The 24,143-nt window shown below is 60.1% G+C and carries 23 protein-coding genes and 3 pseudogenes; 8 read left to right on the top strand and 18 right to left on the bottom strand.

Annotation, left to right across the window (positions count from 1 at the left end):
• Nucleotides 1–104: 104 nt before the first annotated feature.
• Nucleotides 105–851: a Crp/Fnr family transcriptional regulator gene (locus NKI31_RS19795; RefSeq protein ID WP_352652380.1), complete on the bottom strand. Its 747-nt coding sequence runs from the start codon at nucleotides 849–851 to the stop codon at nucleotides 105–107.
• A 152-nt stretch (nucleotides 852–1,003) separates the two neighbouring features.
• Between NKI31_RS19795 and hemN the strand changes: the two genes are divergently transcribed.
• Nucleotides 1,004–2,353 carry an oxygen-independent coproporphyrinogen III oxidase gene (gene hemN / locus NKI31_RS19790; RefSeq protein ID WP_352652410.1) on the top strand — a complete coding sequence of 450 codons (1,350 nt, stop codon included), beginning with the start codon at nucleotides 1,004–1,006 and terminating at the stop codon, nucleotides 2,351–2,353.
• Nucleotides 2,354–2,590: 237 nt separating this feature from the next.
• Here the strand turns inward: hemN and queE are convergent, their stop codons facing one another.
• From queE to queC, 3 genes are read right to left on the bottom strand one after another with little or no spacing between them, the layout of a single operon-like run.
• The gene (queE, locus tag NKI31_RS19785) at nucleotides 2,591–3,325 is read right to left on the bottom strand and encodes a 7-carboxy-7-deazaguanine synthase QueE (protein WP_023713158.1); all 735 of its coding nucleotides are present in this window, start codon (nucleotides 3,323–3,325) and stop codon (nucleotides 2,591–2,593) included.
• On the bottom strand, nucleotides 3,322–3,678 hold the full coding sequence (queD, locus tag NKI31_RS19780) for a 6-carboxytetrahydropterin synthase QueD (protein WP_023807034.1): 357 nt from the start codon (nucleotides 3,676–3,678) through the stop codon (nucleotides 3,322–3,324). Before queD ends, queE begins: the two co-directional genes overlap by 4 nt.
• Nucleotides 3,678–4,376, bottom strand: a complete 699-nt coding sequence (gene queC / locus NKI31_RS19775) for a 7-cyano-7-deazaguanine synthase QueC (protein WP_023807035.1) — start codon at nucleotides 4,374–4,376, stop codon at nucleotides 3,678–3,680. Before queC ends, queD begins: the two co-directional genes overlap by 1 nt.
• Before the next feature lie 556 nt (nucleotides 4,377–4,932).
• Here queC and NKI31_RS19770 point away from each other — a divergent pair.
• Entirely contained in the window at nucleotides 4,933–5,322 is a 390-nt protein-coding gene (locus NKI31_RS19770) for a hypothetical protein (RefSeq protein ID WP_023747260.1), read from the top strand.
• Nucleotides 5,323–5,378: 56 nt separating this feature from the next.
• Nucleotides 5,379–5,702 carry a hypothetical protein gene (locus NKI31_RS19765; protein WP_023807036.1) on the top strand — a complete coding sequence of 108 codons (324 nt, stop codon included), beginning with the start codon at nucleotides 5,379–5,381 and terminating at the stop codon, nucleotides 5,700–5,702.
• A gap of 71 nt (nucleotides 5,703–5,773) precedes the next feature.
• On the opposite strand, the pseudogene NKI31_RS19760 reads toward NKI31_RS19765, so the two are convergent.
• A pseudogene (locus NKI31_RS19760) lies at nucleotides 5,774–6,929 on the bottom strand (IS1380 family transposase).
• Between the two features lie 97 nt (nucleotides 6,930–7,026).
• Nucleotides 7,027–7,128: pseudogene (locus NKI31_RS19755) on the bottom strand (LysR family transcriptional regulator); the annotation flags it as partial.
• A 575-nt stretch (nucleotides 7,129–7,703) separates the two neighbouring features.
• On the opposite strand from NKI31_RS19755, the gene NKI31_RS19750 reads away from it, so the two are divergent.
• Nucleotides 7,704–7,979, top strand: a complete 276-nt coding sequence (locus NKI31_RS19750; protein WP_352652379.1) for an acyl carrier protein — start codon at nucleotides 7,704–7,706, stop codon at nucleotides 7,977–7,979.
• Nucleotides 7,980–9,185, top strand: coding sequence for a beta-ketoacyl-[acyl-carrier-protein] synthase family protein (locus NKI31_RS19745; RefSeq protein WP_023808085.1), 1,206 nt, complete (start codon nucleotides 7,980–7,982; stop codon nucleotides 9,183–9,185).
• A gap of 319 nt (nucleotides 9,186–9,504) precedes the next feature.
• Here the strand turns inward: NKI31_RS19745 and NKI31_RS19740 are convergent.
• From NKI31_RS19740 to bluB, 5 genes and pseudogenes are all read right to left on the bottom strand, one after another.
• A pseudogene (locus NKI31_RS19740) lies at nucleotides 9,505–10,384 on the bottom strand (IS1380 family transposase); the annotation flags it as partial.
• Nucleotides 10,385–11,068: 684 nt separating this feature from the next.
• A complete protein-coding gene (locus tag NKI31_RS19735) occupies nucleotides 11,069–11,323 on the bottom strand; it encodes a helix-turn-helix domain-containing protein (protein ID WP_031197535.1) in 255 nt (84 codons plus the stop codon).
• Nucleotides 11,324–11,775: 452 nt separating this feature from the next.
• Nucleotides 11,776–13,596, bottom strand: a complete 1,821-nt coding sequence (gene glmS, locus NKI31_RS19730; RefSeq protein ID WP_023808082.1) for a glutamine--fructose-6-phosphate transaminase (isomerizing) — start codon at nucleotides 13,594–13,596, stop codon at nucleotides 11,776–11,778.
• A gap of 385 nt (nucleotides 13,597–13,981) precedes the next feature.
• Nucleotides 13,982–14,107: a class I SAM-dependent methyltransferase gene (locus tag NKI31_RS19725; protein WP_352447890.1), complete on the bottom strand. Its 126-nt coding sequence runs from the start codon at nucleotides 14,105–14,107 to the stop codon at nucleotides 13,982–13,984.
• Nucleotides 14,108–14,460: 353 nt separating this feature from the next.
• Nucleotides 14,461–15,096, bottom strand: a complete 636-nt coding sequence (gene bluB, locus NKI31_RS19720; RefSeq protein ID WP_023807046.1) for a 5,6-dimethylbenzimidazole synthase — start codon at nucleotides 15,094–15,096, stop codon at nucleotides 14,461–14,463.
• A 1,011-nt stretch (nucleotides 15,097–16,107) separates the two neighbouring features.
• On the opposite strand from bluB, the gene NKI31_RS19715 reads away from it, so the two are divergent.
• The 3 genes from NKI31_RS19715 to NKI31_RS19705 all read left to right on the top strand — a co-directional run bounded on the left by NKI31_RS19715 (nucleotide 16,108) and on the right by NKI31_RS19705 (nucleotide 18,306).
• Nucleotides 16,108–16,395, top strand: coding sequence for a hypothetical protein (locus NKI31_RS19715; protein ID WP_352499305.1), 288 nt, complete (start codon nucleotides 16,108–16,110; stop codon nucleotides 16,393–16,395).
• An 831-nt stretch (nucleotides 16,396–17,226) separates the two neighbouring features.
• Nucleotides 17,227–17,439 (top strand): hypothetical protein, encoded by a 213-nt coding sequence (locus tag NKI31_RS19710; protein WP_352652378.1) that lies wholly within the window; start codon nucleotides 17,227–17,229, stop codon nucleotides 17,437–17,439.
• Nucleotides 17,440–17,550: 111 nt separating this feature from the next.
• The gene (locus tag NKI31_RS19705) at nucleotides 17,551–18,306 is read left to right on the top strand and encodes a Crp/Fnr family transcriptional regulator (RefSeq protein WP_352652377.1); all 756 of its coding nucleotides are present in this window, start codon (nucleotides 17,551–17,553) and stop codon (nucleotides 18,304–18,306) included.
• Nucleotides 18,307–18,743: 437 nt separating this feature from the next.
• On the opposite strand, the gene NKI31_RS19700 is transcribed toward NKI31_RS19705, so the two are convergent.
• From NKI31_RS19700 to panB, 7 genes are all read right to left on the bottom strand, one after another.
• Nucleotides 18,744–19,718: a hypothetical protein gene (locus NKI31_RS19700; RefSeq protein ID WP_023708080.1), complete on the bottom strand. Its 975-nt coding sequence runs from the start codon at nucleotides 19,716–19,718 to the stop codon at nucleotides 18,744–18,746.
• Between the two features lie 169 nt (nucleotides 19,719–19,887).
• A complete protein-coding gene (locus tag NKI31_RS19695) occupies nucleotides 19,888–20,298 on the bottom strand; it encodes a DUF2285 domain-containing protein (protein WP_023673629.1) in 411 nt (136 codons plus the stop codon).
• A 58-nt stretch (nucleotides 20,299–20,356) separates the two neighbouring features.
• Nucleotides 20,357–20,731: a transcriptional regulator domain-containing protein gene (locus NKI31_RS19690; protein ID WP_352447891.1), complete on the bottom strand. Its 375-nt coding sequence runs from the start codon at nucleotides 20,729–20,731 to the stop codon at nucleotides 20,357–20,359.
• A 22-nt stretch (nucleotides 20,732–20,753) separates the two neighbouring features.
• Complete coding sequence (locus NKI31_RS19685; protein ID WP_031206361.1) at nucleotides 20,754–21,386, bottom strand: acyl-homoserine-lactone synthase; 633 nt, start codon at nucleotides 21,384–21,386, stop codon at nucleotides 20,754–20,756.
• A gap of 92 nt (nucleotides 21,387–21,478) precedes the next feature.
• A complete protein-coding gene (locus tag NKI31_RS19680; protein WP_286456140.1) occupies nucleotides 21,479–22,204 on the bottom strand; it encodes a LuxR family transcriptional regulator in 726 nt (241 codons plus the stop codon).
• Nucleotides 22,205–22,297: 93 nt separating this feature from the next.
• Nucleotides 22,298–23,161 (bottom strand): pantoate--beta-alanine ligase, encoded by an 864-nt coding sequence (gene panC, locus NKI31_RS19675; protein ID WP_352652376.1) that lies wholly within the window; start codon nucleotides 23,159–23,161, stop codon nucleotides 22,298–22,300.
• Nucleotides 23,158–24,018 carry a 3-methyl-2-oxobutanoate hydroxymethyltransferase gene (gene panB, locus NKI31_RS19670; protein WP_352652375.1) on the bottom strand — a complete coding sequence of 287 codons (861 nt, stop codon included), beginning with the start codon at nucleotides 24,016–24,018 and terminating at the stop codon, nucleotides 23,158–23,160. The genes panC and panB overlap by 4 nt, the downstream gene beginning before the upstream one ends.
• Between the last annotated feature and the right edge of the window lie 125 nt (nucleotides 24,019–24,143).

Below are 24,143 nucleotides of genomic sequence, written 5' to 3'. Positions count from 1 at the left end.
GTATGGAGAACGGGCTGTCGCTACGCGACTTCTTCTGAGCCCAACGCGAGCATGCCCTGCCCCGAATGAAGTAAGTGACGGGGGCCATGCAGCTTCTGCGTCATTCAAACGACTGTAGCGCCTCGGCCGCCGCAGCGCCGTTCCAGCCGGCTCATGCTGTCCACGGTGACGCGGCGGTTGTTCTCGATCCGAATCACGCCGTCCATTCTCAGGCTGGTCAGCTGACGGCTCACGGTCTCGTTTGTGATTCCAAGGAAATCAGAAATGTCGGCACGCGTCATCGGCAGCTCGAAGCACGTCGAGCTAGCCGTCGGGTCAACATTGGAGCCGATGTTCCGGGCAATCATGAGGAGAAAGCTCGCCACCTTCTCTGGTGCGGTCTTGCGCCCCAGAGTCACCATCCATTCGCGTGCCTCGTCAAGTTCGTTCAGCGCCTGCTTGAGCAGGCGATGCACAAATTCGGGTGACTGCTTCATCATCCGTTCGATGGCCGCTCTGGGAAACGAGCATAGCGAGACAGCTGTTGCCGCTTCCGCATTGATCGCACTTTTCATCTTGAAGGGCCGACCCAGAAAATCCGGGGCGAACTGCAGGCCGACAATCTGTTGGCGTCCATCTGACAGGCTCTTCGTGAGCTTCACCACGCCTGAAAGCACGTTCGAATAACAGTCGACCGCCTCGGCGTCGCCGATCAGTTCGACCCCCGGCTCGATATTGTGCCGCGACGACGTCTTGGCGAGCTGAGCCAAATGGTCTGGCTCTAGCGCGCCACAGACACCGCGGCGCCGTGCCTCGCAAGACAGGCAAAGAACGGGGATGCCGGAACTGTGAATATCCTGCCGTAATGTCATTCGATCGCTCTACCGGTCCGTGCGGGCAGGATAGCATCCACGGTAGAAAAATCCTTGCGGCAGTTTGTCCGTGCTGAAGGTTGATCGAAATCAGGGCTTAGGCTCATCCAAGCATCCACAGTTCGGGCGACGCAAACACGGTGGACCACGACATGCGACAAAAGCTAGTTGCCAGATTTGGCGAGAACGTCCCGCGCTACACGAGCTACCCGACCGCGCCGCATTTCCATCCAGGCGTTGATGCTGCCGTTTGTCGTGGCTGGCTGCAAGCGCTCGGCGGTGGTGACGAGATCTCGCTCTATCTGCACATCCCTTACTGCGACAAGCTTTGCTGGTTCTGTGCCTGCCATACCAAGCAGACACGCCATTACGAACCGGTGACCACATATCTGCGCTCACTGCATGCCGAGATCGCCACCGTCGCCAGTCTTGTCGCAGGCAAGGGTCGCGTCCGTGCCGTCCATTTCGGTGGCGGTTCGCCGACCATCCTCAAACCCGAAGATATGGTGGCGCTGGGAACCGCCCTGCGCAACAGCTTCGGCTTTCTTCCCGGCGCCAAGATCAGCGTTGAAATCGAACCCAACGATATGGATGGAGCCCGCCTCGATGCGCTTGCCGAAATCGGCATGACTCGTGCGAGCCTCGGCGTCCAGGACTTCGATCCGAAGGTTCAGAAGGCAATCAACCGCGAGCAGAGCTTTTTGCAGACCAAAGCGGTAGTCGACGGTGTTCGTTCGCGCGGCGTCGAATCCGTCAATCTAGACCTGCTGTACGGCCTGCCGCACCAGACCAGGGCGAGCGTTTCCTCAACGGTCGCGCAGGCACTGACCCTGGAGCCGGACAGGATAGCGCTTTTTGGCTACGCCCATGTGCCGTGGTTCAAGAAACATCAGACGATGATAGACGAGGCATGGCTGCCCGGTCCCGCGGAGAGATTTGCTCAATCGCAACTGGCGGCGCGGGCGATCGTGGACCAGGGGTACGAAGCAATCGGCCTCGACCATTTCGCCAAACCCGGCGATGCCCTGGCCCTTGCCGCCCGCGCCGGAACACTGCACCGGAACTTTCAGGGTTACACCGACGATTGCTGCGAAACCTTGATTGGGTTAGGCCCATCGTCCATCAGCCAGTTTCGGCAGGGCTATGCGCAGAACATGCCTTCGACCAGCGAATATCGATGCACGGTTGATGACGGCGGGCTGGCCGCTGTTCGGGGTATCGCACTTTCCAACGACGACCGCGTTCGCGGCTGGATCATCGAGCGTTTGATGTGCGACTTCGCCTTCTCGGCCATCGATCTGGTGGAACGCTTCGGCGAGGCCGGCCAGAGGCTCCTCCTTCAGTCAAGTTCCATGGCCCTCCACGATCCGGTTCGATTGCTTGAACTTGATGGCGACAGATTCGTTGTGCCGGCTGAAAGTCGCCCTTTCGTCCGAAGCATCGCGGCCAGGTTCGACAAATATTTCGAAGCTGGAACGGCCAGGCACTCGGCGGCAGTCTGAGCACTCAGAGGAACGGTCATGCCTCTCAGTCGATCATGGACCGCGGTACGTTTGTTGATCGGCGACCCTCGTGTCGAGACAAGATTCGGAGCGGACCAGACGCGTCTTGGCGCAGCGACGATATCGTCCGCTCGAGCCCTGCCTGTCGGATCATGGTTGTCGGCGACAGCTCCCTTCGACCTGAACCACCCGTTCACCCGAATTCTGCCGGCGCAGTTCCAGTGGAAAGGGCCTGGGCTAGACGGCTCTCTTGTTACCCCAGAGCACAACGTGCAGCTGCGGTAGCACGCGGGCCTCGAACCATCGGTCGCGGGTCACGCTGTCAACCAGCCACTCCATGCGCTTCAATATTCCGTCAAGGTCGACAGGCGCGTCATCATTTGTGGGGTGTGGCGGCGTGTGATTGCCAGGCTGCAGATAGATCGGAAGTTGCGGAAATTGCGCAGCGGCGTCTTTCGCGTAGGTGTAGTCCCTTTCGTCGAAAACAATGAGCTTGAGCACGACTTGGGGCTTGCCTTGTGCCGCCTGGAGGCACGCCTCGACAGCGGCCCAATCTGTCGTCATTTGGCTTGACGGCGGCTTTGGGCTGAGGATCAGCACGTCAAGCTGCGCAAACCAGTCCCTGGCAAGCGACCCTTGGGTTTCCAGCGCAAAACGGTAACCGTCACCATGGCCCCGGTCGATGAGCGCGCCGAGCGGCTGGATGGCCGGATTGCCGCCTGATAGCGACACCATCAGCGGGCGGCCACCGGAAAGGGCAAGCACATTTTTCCACACCGCGCCAACGGACATCATCTCCCATTCATGGCGGAATTGATTGTCCACAGCATGGAGGCTGTCGCACCAGGAACAGCGATAGTCACACCCGCCGGTTCTGACGAAGATCGTCGGCAAACCTATGAGCACGCCCTCGCCCTGGATCGTCGGCCCGAAAATCTCGCTAACGCGGATTGCGGGATGAGTATTCGTCATGGCCGGTATTCCGCCCAGGTTTTCGGCGTTTCGCTCACCCGCACGGCCGCGGTTTCGCTCAGGCGTGCCTTGCACCATTCGTAGAAATGTCTGGCCAGATATTCCGCCGTGACTTGCTCGTGTCCCAGCACGTCGTTGAGATGTCGGTGGTCGAAGCTCTCGTCGATGTAGCGTTTGAATGGCGCCAAGTCGTGGTAGTCGCGCACGAAGCCGTGATCGTCCAGTCCATCCGCTGAAAGCTCCACTTCGACGATGTAGTTATGTCCGTGCAGGCGCGCGCATTGGTGATCGGGTGGCAATGAGGTGAGCTGATGCGAGGCTGAGAAGTGGAATTCCTTGGTGATGCGGAACATTACGCGGTGGTCCTTCGCAGCGCTCCGAGCCAGAAGTCGGAGTCCTCATACTCCGTTGGGTCCGGGTGCCCAGCGATGTGAAACGCCTCACGCCGCTCGACGCAGGTCCCGCACCTCCCGCAATGACGCTCGGCGCCCTTGTAACAGGACCAGGTCTGCGCAAACGGCGTGCCGTATGTGGCTCCATCCGTAACAATGTCCGCCTTCGCCAGGTTCACATAGGGTGCATAAAGGCGAATCTGCGCGTAGCCGTCGAGCGCGTGGTCCTGCATCATCTGGAAAGCGTCGATGAAGGCCGGACGGCAATCGGGATAGACAACGTGATCCCCACCATGCACGGCCGTCGCCACTGCGTCAGCGTCTTGCGCTGCGGCGAGGCCGAAGGCAATGGCCAACATGATGGCGTTCCGGTTGGGCACCACGGTTATCTTCATCGTGTCTTCGGCATAGTGCCCGTCGGGCACGTCCACATTGTCGGTCAGCGCGGAGCCGGAAAGGCCGCCGCCGATCTCGTGGATATCGATGATTCGCTGCGGGACACTCAGGCGCTCCGCGCAAAGGGTGGCGAAGCCCAATTCCTTCCTATGCCGTTGGCCGTAATCGAACGATAGCAGGCCGGTAAGCTGGTGCTCCGCTGCCACCTTGTGGGCAAGAGTAACGGAATCCAATCCGCCGGAGCAGACGACGAGAGTCTTCATCGTTGGGTCCTTGTTTTAACCGGGTAGGCTGCGACCGGAGATTTCTCTGCGCTCAAGTACTTCAGGAAAACCATTTTGTGAAGTGAACGGAGACCAATTCGTGCGCTTGCGTGCGATGCGCAAAAAGCCTTCGCGGTGAGCTGCAAGGACACGGACGAGACGTCACCCTTGAGCGGAATGCTCAGAGTCGAACGCTTCTCGGGGACAAAGTTCTCGACGAGCAGAGCCTGGCGGTCCCGAGCGCCGAGCGACGCCGGTGCAACGGTTTCGGGGTACAAAGCCGAGATGGGCTTGCCGCAAACAGCTCACTAATCAGGGATGTTCAGCGATGCCGAAATCCAGATATCGGGATGGATTATGAGGTCAATTGTCGCGACAGCTTGGCTGGCCTGCTCCTTGCGTTTCGTAGAAGCAGCGCATTCCACTTCAGGAGCATTTTGATGAGCACGCCCTCAATGGATGACCGGCGAACCCTGAATAACCGGTCGTGAGCCGACATCTGTGAACAAGCGGTGTGGTCGATTGCAATCACCCATGTCTTGCGCACAGGTACCTCATGGCAGTGGATGAACTGAACTTGATGGTTTTACAGATGGCAGTCGAAAGCGTCCGCTCGCTCTCGTTGAGCTTCGCTGAAAAAGCCGCCGAGATAGCCACCAGGAGCCGCGGCAGCCTGCTTTTCGACGTTCGGATCGACGGTGACGCGCAGGTCCAGCGGGTCGCAGCCATCCGATATCACGGCGGCCAATTCGGCGTGCTGGCGTTAGACGGACACGGCCTAGTTACCCACTATTGCATCGTTAACGGTATGTTCTCACATTACATTGCGGCCTTGGAGAGCTGGCACAGGATGCCCCTGTCGATGCAGGCCAAGATGGATGCCAACGGCAATGCCCGTCTTTTCGTAGCGGCGTTGCGGGATGCCGGACATATGCTGGGCACCTAGCATATGGCCAGAGTGCATCTCTGAATTTGCATGTGCATCACTGCGATGGCGCCGGCATGATCGTGATGCTCGAAAAGGGCTGCGGCGGCCGTGGCAAAGCGGTCGCCGCGATGATGGTGTCAACGGCGTTGCATCGATGCGAGCGTTTAGACAGAGGTCTCCTCCTGGCATCGCGCGCATGCAAGGAGCTACGCAAGCGCAAATGTATCAAGTATTTTGAAGCGACGACCCCTCATGCATATGGAGCTGCGATGCACGGGCGGCATAAGCCTCGTTGCCATCTAGCCGCCTTGATGCACGGCGATGAGCTTTCGGCGGCCTGCATCGGCGATCTGGCCGCCCTGTGCATTTTGACAAGCCTCGTCGGGTGCCGGCGATGATCCGTCGTGATGGCAGGCGGGGGTTTACAGGTTGCGGTCGGCGGGTTCGTTTCGGGCGCCTGCGCCCATCGTTATGTCGCGAGTTGGGGGATGCGATCGAGGACGATGCGCAGGATGCGCTGGTCGGGGCACGATGTCGGCAGGTGCAGGCGGATTTGCGATTTCATCTCGACCACCCGCGCAGCGATTTTGATGAGGCGCAATCGCAGCGTGTCGAATTGGGCGACGGCAAAGCTCGAGCGCCTCGGCATCGCGGCCCGCAAGCCCCACATCAACCAGTAAGCACCGGCATGCAGGAATAGCCGGAACTGGTTGGCCGTCGCTCTGGTGCAGGATGTGCGGTCGGCGGCAAGATGCGTCTTCCACGATGTGGTTCTCGGCCGCGCCGCGCCGGCAGTAGACATCCTCGTAGAGCGCCTTGGCCTTCCCACCGGCAAGGTTGGTGACGACGAAGCGGATATCGCCACCGTGGGCGCCGACCTCGACCCGCGCGATGATGCGCTCGACGCGGCTCCAACTAGCGGCGCCGTCAACGAACTCCTTGAACCTGCGGACCTTGCCTGTCTTGGCCGACGCTTCGAAGCGCGCCGTCGTGCTGGCATCCAGATCCGCGACATGCTTGCGCAGGGTCGTGGTGGGCGCGAGGCCAAAGATGAAGTCGACGTCGTTGGGGCGGCACCAGTCGATGACCTGCGGGTTGCAATAATGTCTATCGCCGCGGAGCAGGATTCGAATGTTCGGCCAGTTGATCCGGATCGCCCGCACCAGACGGCGCAGGTGGGGGCGGATCTCAGCCCCACTCGGCCGCTTGGCCGGTCGCAGGATCGCGCTGACGAACCGTCCCGCACCATCGAACACGACGATCGGCTGGAAGCCGTACTCGTCATGGTGGGCATTGAACAGGCGAAGCTGTTGGCCTCCGTGCACAGCGTCGAAGGTGTCGAGAGCGCGGCGCAGCCGGTTGGCGTCGTTGCCGTCCTCGTAGCCGGCGGCGATCATCTTCATGCGAAAGCCGATCATGTCCGCCAGGCTGTGGACGACCTGGTCCGGGCAGCGCGGATCGTCGATGCAACGCGGCAGACGCTCGGCCATCCGCAACCGCTTTTCCACCTCGGCCAAGGCCAGAACGCCGCTGTTGGACGACAGCATGCCGCCGTCGAAACGGGCGACGACGGACTTGCCGCCGACTGATGACAAACCGCTCAGCGGCAGCGCAAGATCGTTCATGGTGGGTGTGGTCTCGGGAAATGGTTCGGATCGGCTTAAGCAACCAAATCCTACGTCATTTCAACGGGCTTGCGCCACATCCACCAACCCCCATGAATTTGGCTAGGTTGATGCGGCGTGCCGCCGCCGTGAGGCTGCGCTCGCTCAGCAGCGCGTCGAGAACGACGAGAAGATTCAGATCGAGCCCTTTGAAACGCATGTCTTAGCTATCCATAGCGTGGATGAATTTGATTGAAACAAAGGATTTTACCAATTTTCCGGAATGTCGCATGGACCTGGCAGGATCTCAAGTGCGCCGATCACGGCCCCTATCGCGTGGCGAGTCCCTTGAGAAGAGCCCGAAAGAGGAAATCTGTCGCGTGCGGTGGAGATTGTACTGGAAATGAGAGGCAGCGCTCCGATCATGTCGAACTCTCCGACGAATGGCGGACCGGTACAATAGTTGATCGCAACTGGTCCGGAGCTATGAAACATCTCGATTACATATGAGGTGCCGACTGAATACGCTGACAGCACCCACCGTCGCAGCGTTTAGCTGACGTTTGACGACGGTTCCTATCCATTTACACGCAGATTCTTGATGTGCTGGCGCAAAAGCGGGAGGCCGGCGACTTTTCTTCGTCATCGGGCTGACGCCGCAGAAGCCGGAACTCGTCCGGTTCCTATGGGCATTGGGCTTGGTCGGCGCACAGGGCTCCATGAGGGGCAATTTTGGCAACGCGACGCGACTCGGGTTTTGAACGACGCCGAAAACGCAAGCTGGAAAGGAACAAGATGGCAGATCAACTCGCCAACGAAATAATCGCCATGATCAAGAAGCGCGCCGCGTCGGAGGGCGGCATAGCGCCTGCCACAGGCGGCGGGATAACGGCTGCCACGAGACTGACTTCGCTCGGTATCGATTCACTGGGATTGGCGGACGTTCTCTGGGACCTGGAGCAGGCCTACGGCATCGAGATCGAGATGAATACGGCCGAGGCATGGTCGGATCTCCAGAATGTTGGGGACATGGTGGAAGCCGTGCGCAGCTTGCTCGCTACGGGGGTGTGAATGGACAGGCGCGTCGTGATTACTGGGATTGGCGGGATTTGCGGGCTTGGGACCAACACCGCCGCCATTTGGACAGAGATGCGAGAAGGCCGCTCCGCCATCGGCCCAATCGTCAACTCCGAGCTCCATGAATTGAGGGTCAGGATTGGTGCCGAGATCAAAGCGCTGCCGGAGCATGACATCGACCGCAAGCAACTCATCTCCATGGACCGCTTCAGCCTGCTCGCTGTTCTTGCGGCGCGCGAAGCCATGCGTCAGGCCGGACTTTCCTCCAAAGAGGGAAATAGCTATCGCTTCGGTGCGACGGTGGGCGTTGGCGGCTGCGGGTGGGATGCGATCGAGCAAACCTACCGCGCCATCCTGCTGGGCGGTAAGCGTGCCGCTCTCTTGACTGTACCCAAGGCGATGCCGGGTGCCGCTGCCGGCCAGGTCAGCATGAGTCTCGGCCTGCGCGGGCCGGTCTTCGGCGTCACGTCCGCCTGTTCCTCGGCAAACCATGCGATTGCCTGCGCGGTGGACCAGATCAGGCACGGCCGGGCCGACGTGATGCTTGCCGGCGGCAGCGAAGCGCCGCTCATATGGGGTGTGCTGAAGGCATGGGAAGCGATCCGCGTGCTTTCGCCCGATGCTTGCCGGCCATTCTCGGCCGATCGCCAGGGCCTATCGCTTGGTGAAGGCGCCGGCATGGCGGTGCTGGAAAGCTACGAGCATGCCCTGGCTCGGGGCGCCACCATCCTTGCCGAAATTGCCGGTGCCGGCCTTTCCGCCGATGCGTCCGACATCGTCGCGCCGACTGTCGAGGGGCCGGAGGCAGCAATGCGGGCCTGCCTTGCCGATGCCAGGCTGGACGCCGAGGATGTCGACTATCTCAACGCGCACGGCACCGGCACAAAGGCCAACGACCAGATCGAGACGGCGGCGATCAAGCGAGTCTTCGGTCAGCACGCCTTCTCAATGTCCATTTCTTCTACCAAGTCCATGCACGCGCATTGCCTCGGCGCGTCCGGCGCGCTCGAGTTGATCGCCTGCGTGATGGCTATCCGCGAGAGCGTCGTGCCGCCGACTGCCAATTATCGTGAGCTGGACCCCGATTGCGATCTCGACGTCACGCCCAATGTGGCACGCGAGCGCAAGGTGCGCGTGGCACTGAGCAACTCCTTCGCCTTTGGCGGCACGAACGCGGTTCTGGCGTTCAGGCAGGTGTAGAAGCCATGAGAGATGCCTCCGGCAACATTATCTTTCGCATCCAGATGCTTGCCAGATAACTATTGTGAAGGGCGGGTCATTGACCGCCTCGGCGAATGCGGGAAGTGGCAGCGGAAGCTCGACGATCCGGGGGTATCGTCTTTGCGAAATTCTTAACTGTTGAAGCGGCTTGGACGTACCGCCGCCCCGTAAAAGGTAAGCGAGGCCCTGCGGGCTCGGCTTGAGGGTCCGAAGCTGTACATGACAATGTCTGGAAGCCTCAGGGTCGGCTCTGCGCCCGTTATAGCCGCCTGAGTGCTGCCGGCCCGGCCGCGCCGCGGGCGCCGTCAACGAACTCCTTGAACCTGCGGACCTTGCCTGTCTTGGCCGACGCTTGCAAGCGTGCCGTCGTGCTGGCCTCCAGATCCGCGACATGCTTGCGCAGGGTCGTGGTGGGCGCGAGGCCAAAGATGAAGTCGACGTCGTTGGCGCGGCACCAGTCGATGACCTGCGGGTTGCAATAATGTCTATCGCCGCGGAGCAGGATTCGAATGTTCGGCCAGTTGATCCGGATCGCCCGCACCAGACGGCGCAGGTGGGGGCGGATCTCAGCCCCACTCGGCCGCTTGGCCGGTCGCAGGATCGCGCTGACGAACCGTCCCGCACCATCGAACACGACGATCGGCTGGAAGCCGTACTCGTCATGGTGGGCATTGAACAGGCGAAGCTGTTGGCCTCCGTGCACAGCGTCGAAGGTGTCGTCAATGTCGAGTACGATCCGCTTCGGCACCTGCCGGAACGAGGCGCAATAGAGATCGACCATCGCCCGTCCCATCGACCAACTCCCGCACGCCGGGTAGGTTCTCCAGCCGGCACAGCGTCGATTTCGACGCCAGATCCCGACCCGACGGCAGCGCATCCTGGGCCATCTTGAAGACCGGATCGCGGCGCAGCCGGTTGGCGTCGTTGCCGTCCTCGTAGCCCGCGGCGATCATCTTCATGCGAAAGCCGATCATGTCCGCCAGGCTGTGGACGACCTGGTCCGGGCAGCGCGAATCGTCGATGCAACGCGGCAGACGCTCGGCCATCCGCAACCGCTTTTCCACCTCGGCCAAGGCCAGAACGCCGCTGTTGGACGACAGCATGCCGCCGAAACGGGCGACGACGGACTTGCCGCCGACTGATGACAAACCGCTCAGCGGCAGCGCAAGATCGTTCATGGTGGGTGTGGTCTCCGGGAAATTTCGGATCGGCTTAAGCAACCAAATCCTACGTCATTTCAAGGCTTGCGCCACATCCACCAACCCCCATGAATTTTTCAGGCTAGCAGAGAGGGTGCTTGCGGTGCACTCACTGAACGAGATCGCAAATGGACGCGCGTAAGCACCAGAACTGGCGACACCCATGGTGGTCCGCTGGACCCGCAGGAGGAACCACAAGGTGTGAGCGGGCAGAGCGCAAGCGAGTGCCTACTTCGATCTTTCTAGAAGCGCGCCGGCAGCCTGGGCGGGGGGCTTGGGGGTCAGACTGCCGGCGCACGCCACTCACGAAGAGCGGCCCCTTTTCGTGGTTCGAACGCCCATAGTCAACCCGGAAACGTCAGGATGCCCGCCATGTTAATTTCAGAGCGGCGCGACTCGCCATGTTGGACGATTCAGCCCGTAGGCCGAGTTGATGCTCAAGCCAGCATCGCCTTGCCGAACTAGGAAGAGTTCGCCGTTACAATCCTTCGTCGCGAGCCGATGCCGTCGTGCAGGTTTCGTAGCACTCCGGGCGGCTATATCGCTTTGTTGTTCGGCGAGCTGCGCCAGAAGGCATTCGCATCCAATCGAATCAAGGGTCGACATCAGCCGCAAGCTTCACATCACAACAGCTAGTCCACCCATTGCAGATCATCCGACTGATCAGGCGGCGTCCGAAATGTCCAACTCCGACTCAAGAATTCCCACAGGTATGGAAAGCGATTTCGCTATCCGATCCCGATAGCCCTTGCTGTACCTCAGACCTCGCTCGATGTTTTGGATTTCCTCAGCGGCCAGCCCGCACGCGACCGCCAGGTCGTCGATCGAATATCCAAGGTGCTCGCGATAAGCGCGGACGATGTGGGTTCCCTGGGACATAGCCGTCAAGACTGGTTCGGGAATGCGCGAATCCTTCATAAACATCTCCAAGAACTGGGAGCTCCCTCGGAGATTCCTCCCCGCGGCGCACACCTAGCAAATAAAAAAAATGGTCGTCCATTCGGCCGAACCGGCCTCATGCATGGGATGGGCCGCTGAACTCGCCGGGCCGGAATATGGCGGCTCACCTGCTTCTGATCAAGTATCAAGGCTACCCGTGCTGAGAGCCTGGTCGGCGTAGCGCATGCGACCTGCGATCCTTCGTGGACCATTCTCGCCGATGGCTTTCTTGAACAGCAACTCGAACTTTCGGCACGGACACTGCCAGCTTCGGCAATCTCCACCGGCGAGGCAGCGAAAGACCCGCTCGTAACCGCTACCGAGTTTCGCAATTGCAGCAAACAATGGTCATCTGGTTTGATCCGGGCTTCGGATCCAGACAAGGGGTACCGCTTTCCTGGAGGCGCATCGCCACCTGTACAGGTTCACAATCATTCGACCGTGACCGATTTTGCGAGATTGCGCGGCTGGTCTACATCCGTCCCCATGAAGAGCGCCGTGTGGTAGGCTAGAAGCTGTATCGGGAGCGAGAAGATCATTGGCGCGATAATCTCGTCGACAACCGGCAGCACGAGCGTGTGCATGGTTTCGAGTTTCGATACGGCTGCCCCTTTTTCATCGGTGATGAGGATAATCCGCCCTCCACGGGCAGCCACTTCCTGCATGTTGGAAACGGTCTTGTCGAAAAGACGGTCATGGGGCGCGATGACGATCACTGGCATGTTCTCGTCTATCAATGCGATCGGCCCGTGCTTCAATTCACCCGCTGCATAGCCCTCGGCATGGATGTAGGAAATCTCCTTGAGCTTCAGCGCACCTTCCATCGCTAGCGGGAAACTGGTGCCACGGCCGAGATACAGGACGTCACGACACTTTGACAGTTCGCGCGACAAGAACTCGATTTCCGGCTGGATGCTCTCGAGTACGTGGCCCATCACGCGCGGCAATTCGGCGAGGCTCCTGACGAGCCCCTGCAGCTCGTCTTCGGGGACGGTCCCGCGGGCTCTGGCCGCGCCGATGGCGAGTGCTGCTAGAACGGCAAGCTGGCAGGTAAAAGCCTTGGTAGAGGCGACGCCGATCTCCGGTCCGGCAAGGATCGGGAAAACCGTATCGGCCTCCCGAGCGATGGTCGATTCGCAGGCATTGACGATAGCGCCAATTTTCAGCCCACGCTCCTTGCAGTACCTCAATGACGCAAGCGTATCGGCGGTTTCGCCGGACTGCGAGATGAAAAGAGCCGCCGACTGCGGCGGCAACGGGATCTCGCGGTAACGGAATTCGGACGCAACGTCGATTTCAACCGTCAGGCGCGCATAGCGCTCGAACCAGTATTTTCCGATCAGTCCGGCGAAATAGGCGGTCCCGCAGGCAGAGATCGCCAAGCTCGGGACCTTGGCGAAATCAATGCCAGGAACCATGTCGCGACTGTCTATGATGTTAATGTAATGACGGAGAGCATGGGCGATGACCTCGGGCTGCTCGTAAATCTCCTTCTCCATGAAGTGGCGATGGTTGCCCTTGTTGGCCAGATCGGCCGCGGCCGTGGAGATATGGCGCGGACGCTCGACGGGACGGCCGTCGATATCGAAGATATGGGCGCCCGAATTGCCGACAACGGCCCAGTCGCCGTCGATGAGATAGGTAATTTCATTGGTGAAAGGAGCAAGGGCGATCGCGTCGGAGCCCAGGAACATCTCGCCGTCGCCGTGACCGATCGCGAGCGGTGGTCCGTTGCGCGCCGCCGTGATGGTCGTCGGTTCATCTTCGAAGAGGATGGCAAGCGCATAGGCGCCCTTGACGCGTTTCAGCATGGCACGCGTGGCCTCTTGCGGCCTCATGCCCTCTCGGCGGTATCTTGCCAAGAGATGCCCAACGACCTCGGTGTCGGTGTCGGTCTGGAACTCGGCGCCATCCGCCGCCAATTCGTCCTTCAGCTCGGTGAAATTCTCGATGATGCCGTTATGGACTACGGCGACACCGTCGCTAAAGTGCGGGTGCGCATTGCGTTCGGTCGAGGCCCCGTGGGTTGCCCAACGCGTGTGGCCGATGCCGACGTTGCCGCTCAGCGGCTCTTCCTTCAGTCGCGTCTCGAGATTGACGAGCTTGCCCTCGGCGCGCCGGCGGTGCAAGGCACCCTCGATGATCGTCGCAACGCCGGCGGAATCATAGCCGCGATATTCCAAACCCTTCAACGCGCCGATCAACCGATCCGACACCGGCTGTTGCCCAACGATGCCAACAATCCCGCACATGTTCGTCTCCGCATCTTTGCGGGCAGCACCAGCCCACGCGAGACGGATACCGTCCGGCCGCTTTAAGTGGCGGCCTTGTAGTAGTAATCCATAATATTGGTAAAATCGATTGTTGTGATAACTACCATCCACCCGATGGATAGGTCGGCCGCTGTGGGGCCACGACCCAAACTTCTATTCGCGCCTGACGCTCTTATGAGGATCGCAAACTCACACCCGCGGCAGGATCACGGCCTCAGAAAGGCCAGGAGGCCTTGGACAGTGGACGGACGACGGGCCTGCGGGTAGGAGCATTGTGCCGCCGACTTGGGCATCGGCGATGGTCTGTCTTGGCGACAGCCTGAGTTCGCTTCAGGACCGTCGTCGTCTCGCGCGGCTGCCGGTGTCAGTTGACGATAACAAAATGTCCGCCGGGGGCGAGCGCCTCGCGCACGGCACGTGCCAGCCGCGGTCGGTCCGGGACGCCGTCGAAGGCGTTGGCCGTGAAGACGAAGTCGACGGGGCGTGACACCAGAGTAGCGAGTTCATAGCGCATAGCCGGCGACGAATTCGCAATTGGTCGCGCCGGCGCCGGTCAGCCGGCGCTGCGCGGCCTCCAGCTGGTCGGCGTAGTGCGACGACATGGCGGGCGATTGTGGCGATCGGCACAGCCGCCCCGCAACAGAGGTCGACCACCTCCATGCCCGGCTTCAGCCCGGTTGTCGCAAGCGCCATCTTCGCTGCGGTCGCGCTTGTCATGCTGCTCTTTCCTAGCCTTTGCAAGAACACGAACCTCGGCTTCGGTCGGAATGGCAACGTGGCGAAGGGCGACCCGATCTGCGTCAAGCTCATCGCCACGGAAGAGGCGAATGATAGGCAGCCCCACTACCGCCTGATCACCACCGGCGGCCGCCGATGTTCCCAGCATTCGCGTTCCAAGGTCGGCATGTCGTGCTCCTCGCTGGCATAGCCGAGGCAGAAATAGCCGATCAGCGTCCATTCGGGCGGCGTGTCGAGAATTTCGGCCATCTCGGTCGCATCGAGGATCGACACCCAGCCCATGCCGATGCCCTCCGCCCGCGCCGCCACCCACAGTGTGTGCACTGCCATGACGGCCGAATAGTCGATGGTCGCCGCCATGGTCATGCGACCGAGCCCATGGCCTTGTCGGGTCGTGTGGTCGGCGAAGACCGCGAATTGACAGGGCGCCTCGTCGAGCCCGGCAAGCTTCAGCCGGGCATAGAGTGCGGCGCGCTCTCCCGAAAAGCGCGTGAGCGCCTCGGCATTGCAGCGCTCGAAGCAGTCTCTCACGGCAGTGCGCCGCTTGAGGCTCTCGACCACTACGAAGCGCCAGGGCTGGCTGAGGCCAACGGAGGGCGCAATGCTGGCGAGCTCGAGCAGGCGTTCCAGCGTACCCTCTGGCAGAGCCGTTGGCTCGAAGCGCCGCACATCCCTGCGCCAGCGCAGCAGCGTGATCAGCCCGGAGCGAAAATCGTCGGTGAAATCTGGAGGTGACGGCATGGCGGTCTCGTTAGGTATGGATTGGGCACTAGGGAGTACAGTGTGGACAGCCTCTGCCTATTGCCAAGCTGGCTTGTTGCGTCCGACAATCGCGTCATGCGACCCCAACCGCAAACGATAGAAAAATCTTTCCTGGTGGGCGGCGCTATTACGATGCAATCGACCAAGCCAGTTTCGATCAGCTCGCAGGGCGGTGAATCGTGTACCAGGCCGTTGCTAAATGCGCCATTGACACTCAGGCGCACCCGTATCGCTCACCAAGCCTCGGAACGAGGAGAACGTCGGCCTGGAACGCGGAGACGGCGACAGGCGTCTCAGCTTGCATATACTCGTTCCTACAGCACCGCCTGCAACTCAGTTTGCTTCCGACCACGACCGGCCTCGACGTCCCCGAAGATTCCCAGGTCATTCGGCAGATACCATCGTCTGACGTCATAGCGCCGCAGCGGACAGCACCAGCTGCCCAATTTCATTTGGGGCATCGCTGAGCTTCCAGTCGCCACCGCAATTTCGTCTTCCAGCAGCGTCAGGCATGACCCAAATTGGAGCTCATCCCTCTCACGGTCAATTCGCGTTGAATTACATGTTCTACTTTCGTTCACTGTTCGGACGACACATTAGAAAGAGCTGGAATGGAGTCTATCATCAGCCCTACGACAGCCGCCAAAGGCGGCCGCTGTTCAAGCCCGCCGAAAAGTTTGGATGCCGTTCACAAGGGGAAAGCATTGGTGGGACCATGCCGGAACCATCTACCTCTTTGTTCTTCTCGGAGAAACATCGCCCGGGCCAGTGGTCTCTCGGAGAGTAAAAATAACTGACGCGCATCAGGGCTCGCGCATGTGGAACGCGATGAGCATCCCCGGTTACTGGCACATTCTACAATCAGCTACCAACTGACAAACGTATGGCAGGAGACGGATGAGACGTGGACGGTGTTCGACCGTCGTACCGCAGAGTCGCCATAAGTCGCATTTACGAGGTCCTAATATTTGATGCAAATGGCTGGGAACGTTGCTCACCCTCAACTCGGAGATGACCGTTACCATCAACAGCGGATGGGCTGGTGCCGTCATGAAGTTGGAGGGCGACTTGCCTCCTCTAGCCGTTTTCGCAACCTATTCCGTCGCCGTCTCGGTCAAGATCATAGATATCGGTGCCTACGACAGAGACCGGCCCGTGTACGTATGCGGGACCATTGCCCTTTCCGGAGGAACAGTCGACATCGCTGGCGATTGGAACACAGGCGCCTGTGTAGTTAGGGTCGCAGGATTCTTGGCCATGAGCGCTGCTGATGAATAACGCCAGAACCAGAGCGACCGCGCCTAGACGACCAAACCCCATCAAATACCCGCCAGCTAACACCCAAGAAATCTTAGCGGGCATTTTAGCTCCATGCAATATTAGCGCTGGCTTGGGCGCCTATATATCACCACCAAGTCCAAAGAGATGAGTTATTGCCCGACTGCAATGATCAAGATCGCGTTGAGGGTCGCGCGATGGCGGGCTACTTGATTTCGGTTTGGCAGATGCGTGGCCAAAGACCGACGCGTGCTGCCAGGGATATGCATCTGCGGCGGGGTTTGGCTTTTGGTATTGCTAGGCAGGAAGGTCGCTTGCTGTACAGAGGAGCTTATTGCCGAGGTTGAGAATCCTAGTACCGATCGATGGTGGTGCATCCCACAGCAGTCTGATTTGCGACAGCCGTCGTCGAGCCGGAGTGCGCATCGCCCTCTTCGGTGAGGCCTCCGTAAGCGTCTGCGACGACCGACAGAGTCGACAAGCACGCGCTTCGTTCAGCGCCCCGAGGTGATCATGGCTGAAAAGCGGTCCTACAAGGGCGGGCGATGTTAGCCTTCAAGGCCGACAAGAGGCAAACGCTATGGGATCGTGTGCAGGGCGAGGTCGGCGTCCCGGTCCCGAAGGAGCATAAGAAGGACAAGGCGGAATGGCTGAAGCCGGGACTGGTCGGCCGGGTCACGAGGAGAAGGGCGACGAGAAGCTGCGCCTCGCAAGGCTACTGGATTACTGGGAGGCTAACCAAAGAGCGCGGCCAGTCTTGGGTATATTGTACGATTGTTACCCAAGCGGCGGCCGCATGGACTCTCATCATCGTGGAACTACATTGCCACAATGGCACAGCTCTTTGAATCCGCCCCAATGAGCGCTTCATTTCAGATGATCGTCGACCACTATGAGACAGCGGTTTCACTCCAGGAGCGCATTGTAACTCGCGCTCGACAAGTCGGCTTGGCGACCAAAAGCGATGACGAATTTCTGGAGCATTTGAATGCGCCCTTAGAGCGGGTGCGCCAAACCCTGGCTGGCGCCGATCAACGCAGTTAAAATGGGACATCCGCGGTCCGCAGGCATACAGTGTGGCATCGACGGCAACTCTAAGGGCGTCCGTCGGTGTGAGCGATCAACATGCTTCCGCCCCAATAGGGAGAGGGAGCTATGACAGATTCCAGTTCACAAACTCACACTGCCGCGCAATGCGACACCGGCCAAAATTCCATCTATCGCGATTCGCTGCTGCTTCGAATGTGCTCGGCAGATTTGGCCTTGCTGCAACCTCATTTGGAAAGCGTCTCCCTTGGACTGAAGACGCATCTCGAAGTGGCGGGGTCTCCAATCAGAACCGTGTACTTCTTCGAGAGCGGTCTCGGGTCAGTGGTGGGCGAACTGCGGCCTGGTATTGAAGCTGAGATCGGAATCATAGGTTGTGAGGGTATGACCGGCTCAGCGCTTATCATGGGCGATGACCGGTCAACGCACGATTGTTACGTCCAATTAGAAGCCCGAGCCTTTGTTATCGACGCGGGCCTCTTCACCAAGGCGCTTTTGACAAGCCCAACCCTGCGAAGTTTTCTGCTCCGCTACGTTCACTACTTTCACCTCCAGGCAAGCTTCACCGCGCTCAGCAATGCCCGGATGAACATCGTCGATAGGCTCTCAAGATGGCTGGTGATGTGTGATGATCGCGTCGAGGGGAACAGCTTTGCGATTACGCACGAGTTCTTATCAGTTATGCTCGGTGTCAGGCGGCCCGGCGTCACCATAGCGCTGCAAACCTTGGAGGGCCAAGGTCTGATACGCTCAAGGCGAGGAGAGGTAGTCATTCTTGATCGCGCGCGTCTAATTGCGCTGGCAGATGGGTCATATGGCAGGGCTGAAGCCGAATACGCTCGGCTAGTCGGCAAACTGCATTGACCGCAGGCGCCGCGGCGTCCGTAGCGCCGCGACGGTGATCGCCAACGAATGTGCTCGAACAGGAGATGGTCGATTTCCTGCATTGGAGTCATGTCCGGGTAAGCCGCCTAGACAGAGCCTTCACCGCCGACGTTGCCGAGCATCGGGATCCAAGACGAAGCTGTCATGCCGGCACCGCTGCATGCGCCACGCGAGGAACAAACCGCCCCTCGCAGTCGTTCAGGATTGCGAAGCACGATACGGCTGTGCACCACCTTCCGGTGACTCCAAAGGAGACCCGAGATGACTCGGTCCGTAGAGGAGGTTTTCGAAGAGCATCTGAGGCTTCGCGCGGCAGGCGATCTCGAGGAAGCTGGAGCAATGGCGAGACTCATTGCGCCAGCCGCATAGCCTTATCTTGCCTCACAACGGGAAGGCTGTTTCGGGACTTTTCGAAATCAGCGGATCACAGGCTCGCCATGGAAGCGGCGGCGCGATGGAGGAGAAACGCCGAAGCCAACTTCCATCATCAGCCGTGGCCTGTGCGACGGCACGGTGCCCATATGGAACCCGAACGGATCCTCGACGAAACCGAAACCGGCCTTGCCGGTCAGCGTGACCGGACTCTGCTTGCCGTAGACGTCCAGAATCTCTTGCGCTGGATGGCCGACGACAAGCGTAAATTGGTGCTTGAGGGCGCGGCGATCATGGCTGCCGCGAACATAGATATGCGGGCCGGTCCCCTCGTCGACGGGCACTAGATAGAAAAAGAACTTCAACATCCGCCAGTCGTCCAGGTCGAAATGGTATTTGCCGAGCGAAGCCAGGTTCTTGTCGGCGTCCGACGCCTGGCCGGTCGGGAAGCTCCACCAGACGCGCGTCGTGATCAGCGTCGCCTGGCCGCCGAGATAGTGCGCGGCGATATCCATGAGCAGCGGATCGTTTTGGATGGCAACGGCCGACTTACAGCCCAGAATGCGCTCGAAATAATGGCCGCTGAGCAACGGACGGCCAAATCGCGCCTCAGCCTCCGCATGCTCCGCCGGCATGAATTCGAGTCGGCGATCGAAATTGCCGAAACAAGGTGTGCACCTTGCGAATGCGGCTACATCTTCAGCCACCATTGCAGGCAGGACAAGGCCGGGAAAAAGCCCATCCATCCGCAGCGCGTCGACAACGTCGTGGCAATTGACACCGGCAAACATCGTGTCCTGGGCTCTTTGCGGCCTTCGGACCGGCTTTGCACCACGCCAGTGCATTCTCCGTGCCGGCATGGTGCGCGCCAACATGAACATGGGCAGCCACGCCGGATTTTCGCGAATATCCGACAGGTAGGTCGGAATGCGTACGGCTATGCGACGCAGCATGCTGCCGTTTCGCGCGATTGTCTCAAGGCTTGCAGCGCCGGCTTTGTCGGAGTTCATAACGGTCATCGGGGTCCTCAGGTCATGAATGCACTTATCGACGAAGTTGGGTCCCGGTGTTTCGCCGAAACCCGATTCGCCGCGGAAGAACTAGGCGCTTGCCACGTTTTGTGCAACGCACCATTGCAGTGAGAAATGGAGGTTGCGCGTTCGGATAAGACAATCGCAACCACCCCAATTACCTCAGGAACTGTCTGTAGCCGCCGCCCATCAGGTAGCGGCCACGTTGGATGGCGCGGCGTACCTGATCGCGAAGATGGCCGCCTGGATGACGCCAATCTTCTTCGACACGGCGTCTCCCGAACAAGGCAATGGCGACCTCCTGATGAGATGCTCCCGCGAGCGAGCCATCCAAAGCCTGCAGTACAATACGCAGACGCGCTCCGCGGTGTTCCGGCGGAAAGCAAGCAGCTGACACGCGGCGGCAATCATTGATGTCGTTCAGGAACTGAAGGGCAGCGACATGGAACTTGAGGTGCTGCGGCTGAAGGATTGCGTCGACATATAGCCGCAACGGGCGGAGGACGGACGCACCGGAAACGGCGATCTGCAGACTCCGGCAGTTCTCCCTCAGCAGCACGTGCTGCATGCCCGCAGCTGTCAGCAGGATGTCCTTGCAGCATGAGAGCGATGAAAGGTGAAGCGGTTCAAAATCGTGGTCGAGCCCCAGCGGCTCCGCGGCCGCTCGTAGAATACAGGCGCAATCGCGCGGATCCCAAAAGACCCTCGCCGATGTAGCGTCCGACTGTGGCGCGTCCGCGAAAAAGGAGGCTCCATTGTCTTAGGAAAGCTGATTCTGTCGTCAACTCGATTATCTTCATGTCGGCCTGGGCTCCGACAAAGCAGGCGGACGGTGCCATTTTGGCGTGGTCGCGCTGGAATTGTGGATTGCGCCGAAGAAACTCCCAGGCCCAGCCAGTCCGTGGCAATCGTCTGGCGTAGTGGTAAGCGTCCTGGCGACGCCAGTCCGGCCAGCATACAAGGCCGACCGTCGCTTCCTTGGGCAAACCAGCATCCTTCATGGCACAGGTGTCCACAATGGCGCTATGCTGACGGGCCTAGAACCGGTTGCCACAGTACCGGTCCGCTCAGACGTCCCCTGCTGCGGATTCGCAAAAGGCTCGCGTGGGAAATCTCGAGAAACCCAGCCACCGCCTCCGTTTTGCCGACGCACTTGGGTTCTCCGATGCGCGACAATGGCCACGTAGCAAGGCGGAGGATCCGCTCCATGCGCGTGTCCGTCACCGTTACGATCCGGGTCAGATCCTTGGCCAAGCCGAACTCGATCATGCCCGCGAAGAGCTCGTAGGTCGCCTGGGCCAGCCCGCCCGCTGCCTTGGGCGCCGACGGAGGAAGATCGAGCGCGAAACGACTGCTCTCCCATATGTCGGTGGTCGAGGGCACGACGTCAGCACCCAGCAGCACCGGGAAGGTGTCGCGCAACATTGTGGGTCCGGTGCTGGGCAAAAGACGCACGCAACCGCGAATTCGCCAGTCGGATCCTTTGAGGAGCAGATAGACAGGCTTGAGAGCATCAAACGGATCGGATTCCATCTGGTCTTCGGTATCAACTTCCCAATCGAGCCTTTCCTTGAAGACCCGAAACCTGAGCCCATGCATCTCTTTGAGTTCGCCTGCAAACTCGTTGTAAAAGTCTGGTGCTATCAGTTGCATCATGGTCGCCTCCATGTGGGATGTGTTCCCGCCATCGAAGGGCAAAGCTGACATCGATGCAGCCTGTAGAGGTTTACAGGTATCGTGGCTGAGAATCAGGATCTCGTCAGGCCGGAGGCAGCCATTCGTGCAACGGCTTGGTTGATCGTTCGAACGCCAAACTTTGCCTTGGCGTTTTCCAGATGAAAGGTCACGGTGCGCTTTGAGACGCCGAGAAGCTGGCTAGTATCCCAAGCCGACTTGCCGCGCGCCGCCCATTTCAGGCACTCGAACTCCCGCGGGGTGAGCGTTACACCATCCACCACGCGATGATCGGCGAGCCTGCGCCGGACATGGATATGAAAGTTGATGGCCACCAGCTGCAATGCTTTTTCGTAACGTGCCAGTGACCGCAACAGAGGCGGACGGGACTCGTCGGAAGCAAAGGTCAGGGCAGCAAACCGGCCGAGATGATCATGCATGGACATCGTCAGGCCGCCGCAGATGCCAAACTCAGCCGCACTCTCTAGAATTTGTTGCTGCGAATTCGGCAGACAGTGCCGAGCGCGATCCACACCCCAATCGAATGTATCCCAGCCTTGCAGCCCGCGCAGGATGACCGGATCGAGACTGTGGTACCGCTGTTGCAGATAACGTGACGTCCAGGATGAAGGATAGTTTGAAATCAATTGGGGGGCGTCGCCGGAGGCTGACGGGTAGGTGAAATAGGCGAATAGCGGGAAGTCGAAGCCGGCTGCAGCGGAGGCCATTGCCTCACAGAGATCGGCAGCATCAACACTTGCAGACAGTTGCTCGACGAAGTTCTCAAACACGCGATGCATGTGTCCTGTGCGTAACCTCCGTAACGCTCAATGCCAGGCAGAGACCTTGTTTTAGATGATCCCGGACGAATACGGCGCGTGCCGAGAACGTGGCTAATCTGTTGAACCAATCCGAAATAGTCTGACGTTGTCTATGAGCCGTGTGCCGCCGAGCCAGGCGGCGGCAAGCAACCGTGCCGGTCGATCGAGGCTTGTTATCGGCTGCAGATCTGCTTCATCGCGAAGTTCCAGGTATTCGACCTCGCGATAGCCTGCAGTCAGAATTGCTGCGCGAGATTCTGCAAGCGTTGGCATGATGGGTGAGCCGCGCTCAAGCCGCTCAGCCGTCTTGAGCAGGACCGATGATAGCTTGGGAGCAACAGCGCGTTCCGCTGGCGAGAGCCGCACATTGCGCGATGATAGCGCAAGACCGTCGGCTTCACGGACTGTCGGACAGGCAACAATGGTGATTGGAATATCGAGATCCTGGGCCATGCGCCTGACCAGGTGAATTTGCTGAAAGTCCTTTTCGCCAAAGAAGCCGAAGTCAGCGCTGGTCTGCAGGAAGAGCTTGGCGACGACGGTCGCCACGCCGTCGAAATGCCCCGGCCGGAATGTACCGCACAGGCCTTCGCTGACACCGCAAACCGAAACGGTGGTGGCGAAGCCCGCCGGATACATCTCCTCTGCATCTGGCGCATAAAGCAGGTGCGCGCCAACCGGTGCCAGTTTGGCGGCATCCTCGTTCTCGGTGCGGGGAAACGCGGCAAGATCGGCCTGGCTGTTGAATTGCTTCGGGTTGACGAAGAGCGTCACTATCACACGGTCTGCCTTCTCGAGTGCAGCGCGCACCAGGCTGAGATGGCCCTCATGCAGGACGCCCATCGTTGGCACCAGGGCTATCCTCACACCTTCGCAGCGCCATGCGGCGACGCTTTCGCGAAGCTGGTCAACGCTCCTGACGATCGGCACGCTCACGCTGCTTCTCCGCTCTTGGTGGCGTCCGTGTCGGCGGGCTTGCGCGCATCGGCAAACACGTGCTCTGCGGCGGGAAACTGGCGCTCCTTCACCTCGCGCGCATAGGAAGCGATCGCAGCCGCAGCCGCCTCCCGGAGTTCAGCATAGCGCTTGACGAACTTGGGCCGGAAGTCGCCGAAGAGGCCCAGCATGTCGTCGACGACGAGAATCTGGCCGTCACAGGCTGCCGAGGCACCGATGCCAATGGTCGGGGTCGCCACCTCCTTGGTGATCCGGCGGGCGAGCGCCTCAGGAACCTTCTCCAGGACGACCGCAAAGGCGCCCGCTTCGCCCACCGCAATTGCGTCGCGCCTGATGCGCTCGGCATCCCCGCCCCTGCCCTGTACGCGGTAGCCACCGATGGTGTTGATGGCCTGCGGCGTCAATCCGACATGGGCCATGACGGGCACGCCGCGTGCGGCGATGAAGCCGATCGTCTCTGCCATCGCTTCGCCGCCTTCGAGCTTGACGGCCGTGCAGCCGGTCTCGGCCATGACGCGCGCGGCATTGCGGAAAGCCTGCTCTGGGCTTTCCTCGTAGGAACCGAACGGCAGGTCGACCACCATCAGCGCCTGCTTGATGCCACGGCGCACCGCCTGGCCGTGCGTGATCATCATCTCCAGCGTGACACCGAGCGTCGAGGGCAGGCCGTGGAGAACCATGCCGACGCTGTCGCCGACGAGCACCACATCACAATGGGGATCGACAAGCCGGGCGACTGGGGTGGTGTAGGCGGTAAGGCAGACGAGCGGCGTCCCACCTTTGCGCGAACGAATATCCGGCGGTGTGATCGCCCTGGTGTCACCATAAGCGCTCATGGGACCCTCCTTCCCCTACGTTACCAGCTGCAGCTGTCGCCTTTGGCACATTTTTGTGCAGGTGCGAAGAGCAAAAAAATGGCCATGCAGCTGCGGGGTGTTGACGTGCCAATTGGCACGCTTAC

The sequence above is a fragment of the Mesorhizobium sp. M0659 genome (assembly GCF_040320605.1).
Classification (GTDB): domain Bacteria; phylum Pseudomonadota; class Alphaproteobacteria; order Rhizobiales; family Rhizobiaceae; genus Mesorhizobium.
This window is presented reverse-complemented; position numbering and strand designations above follow the sequence as displayed.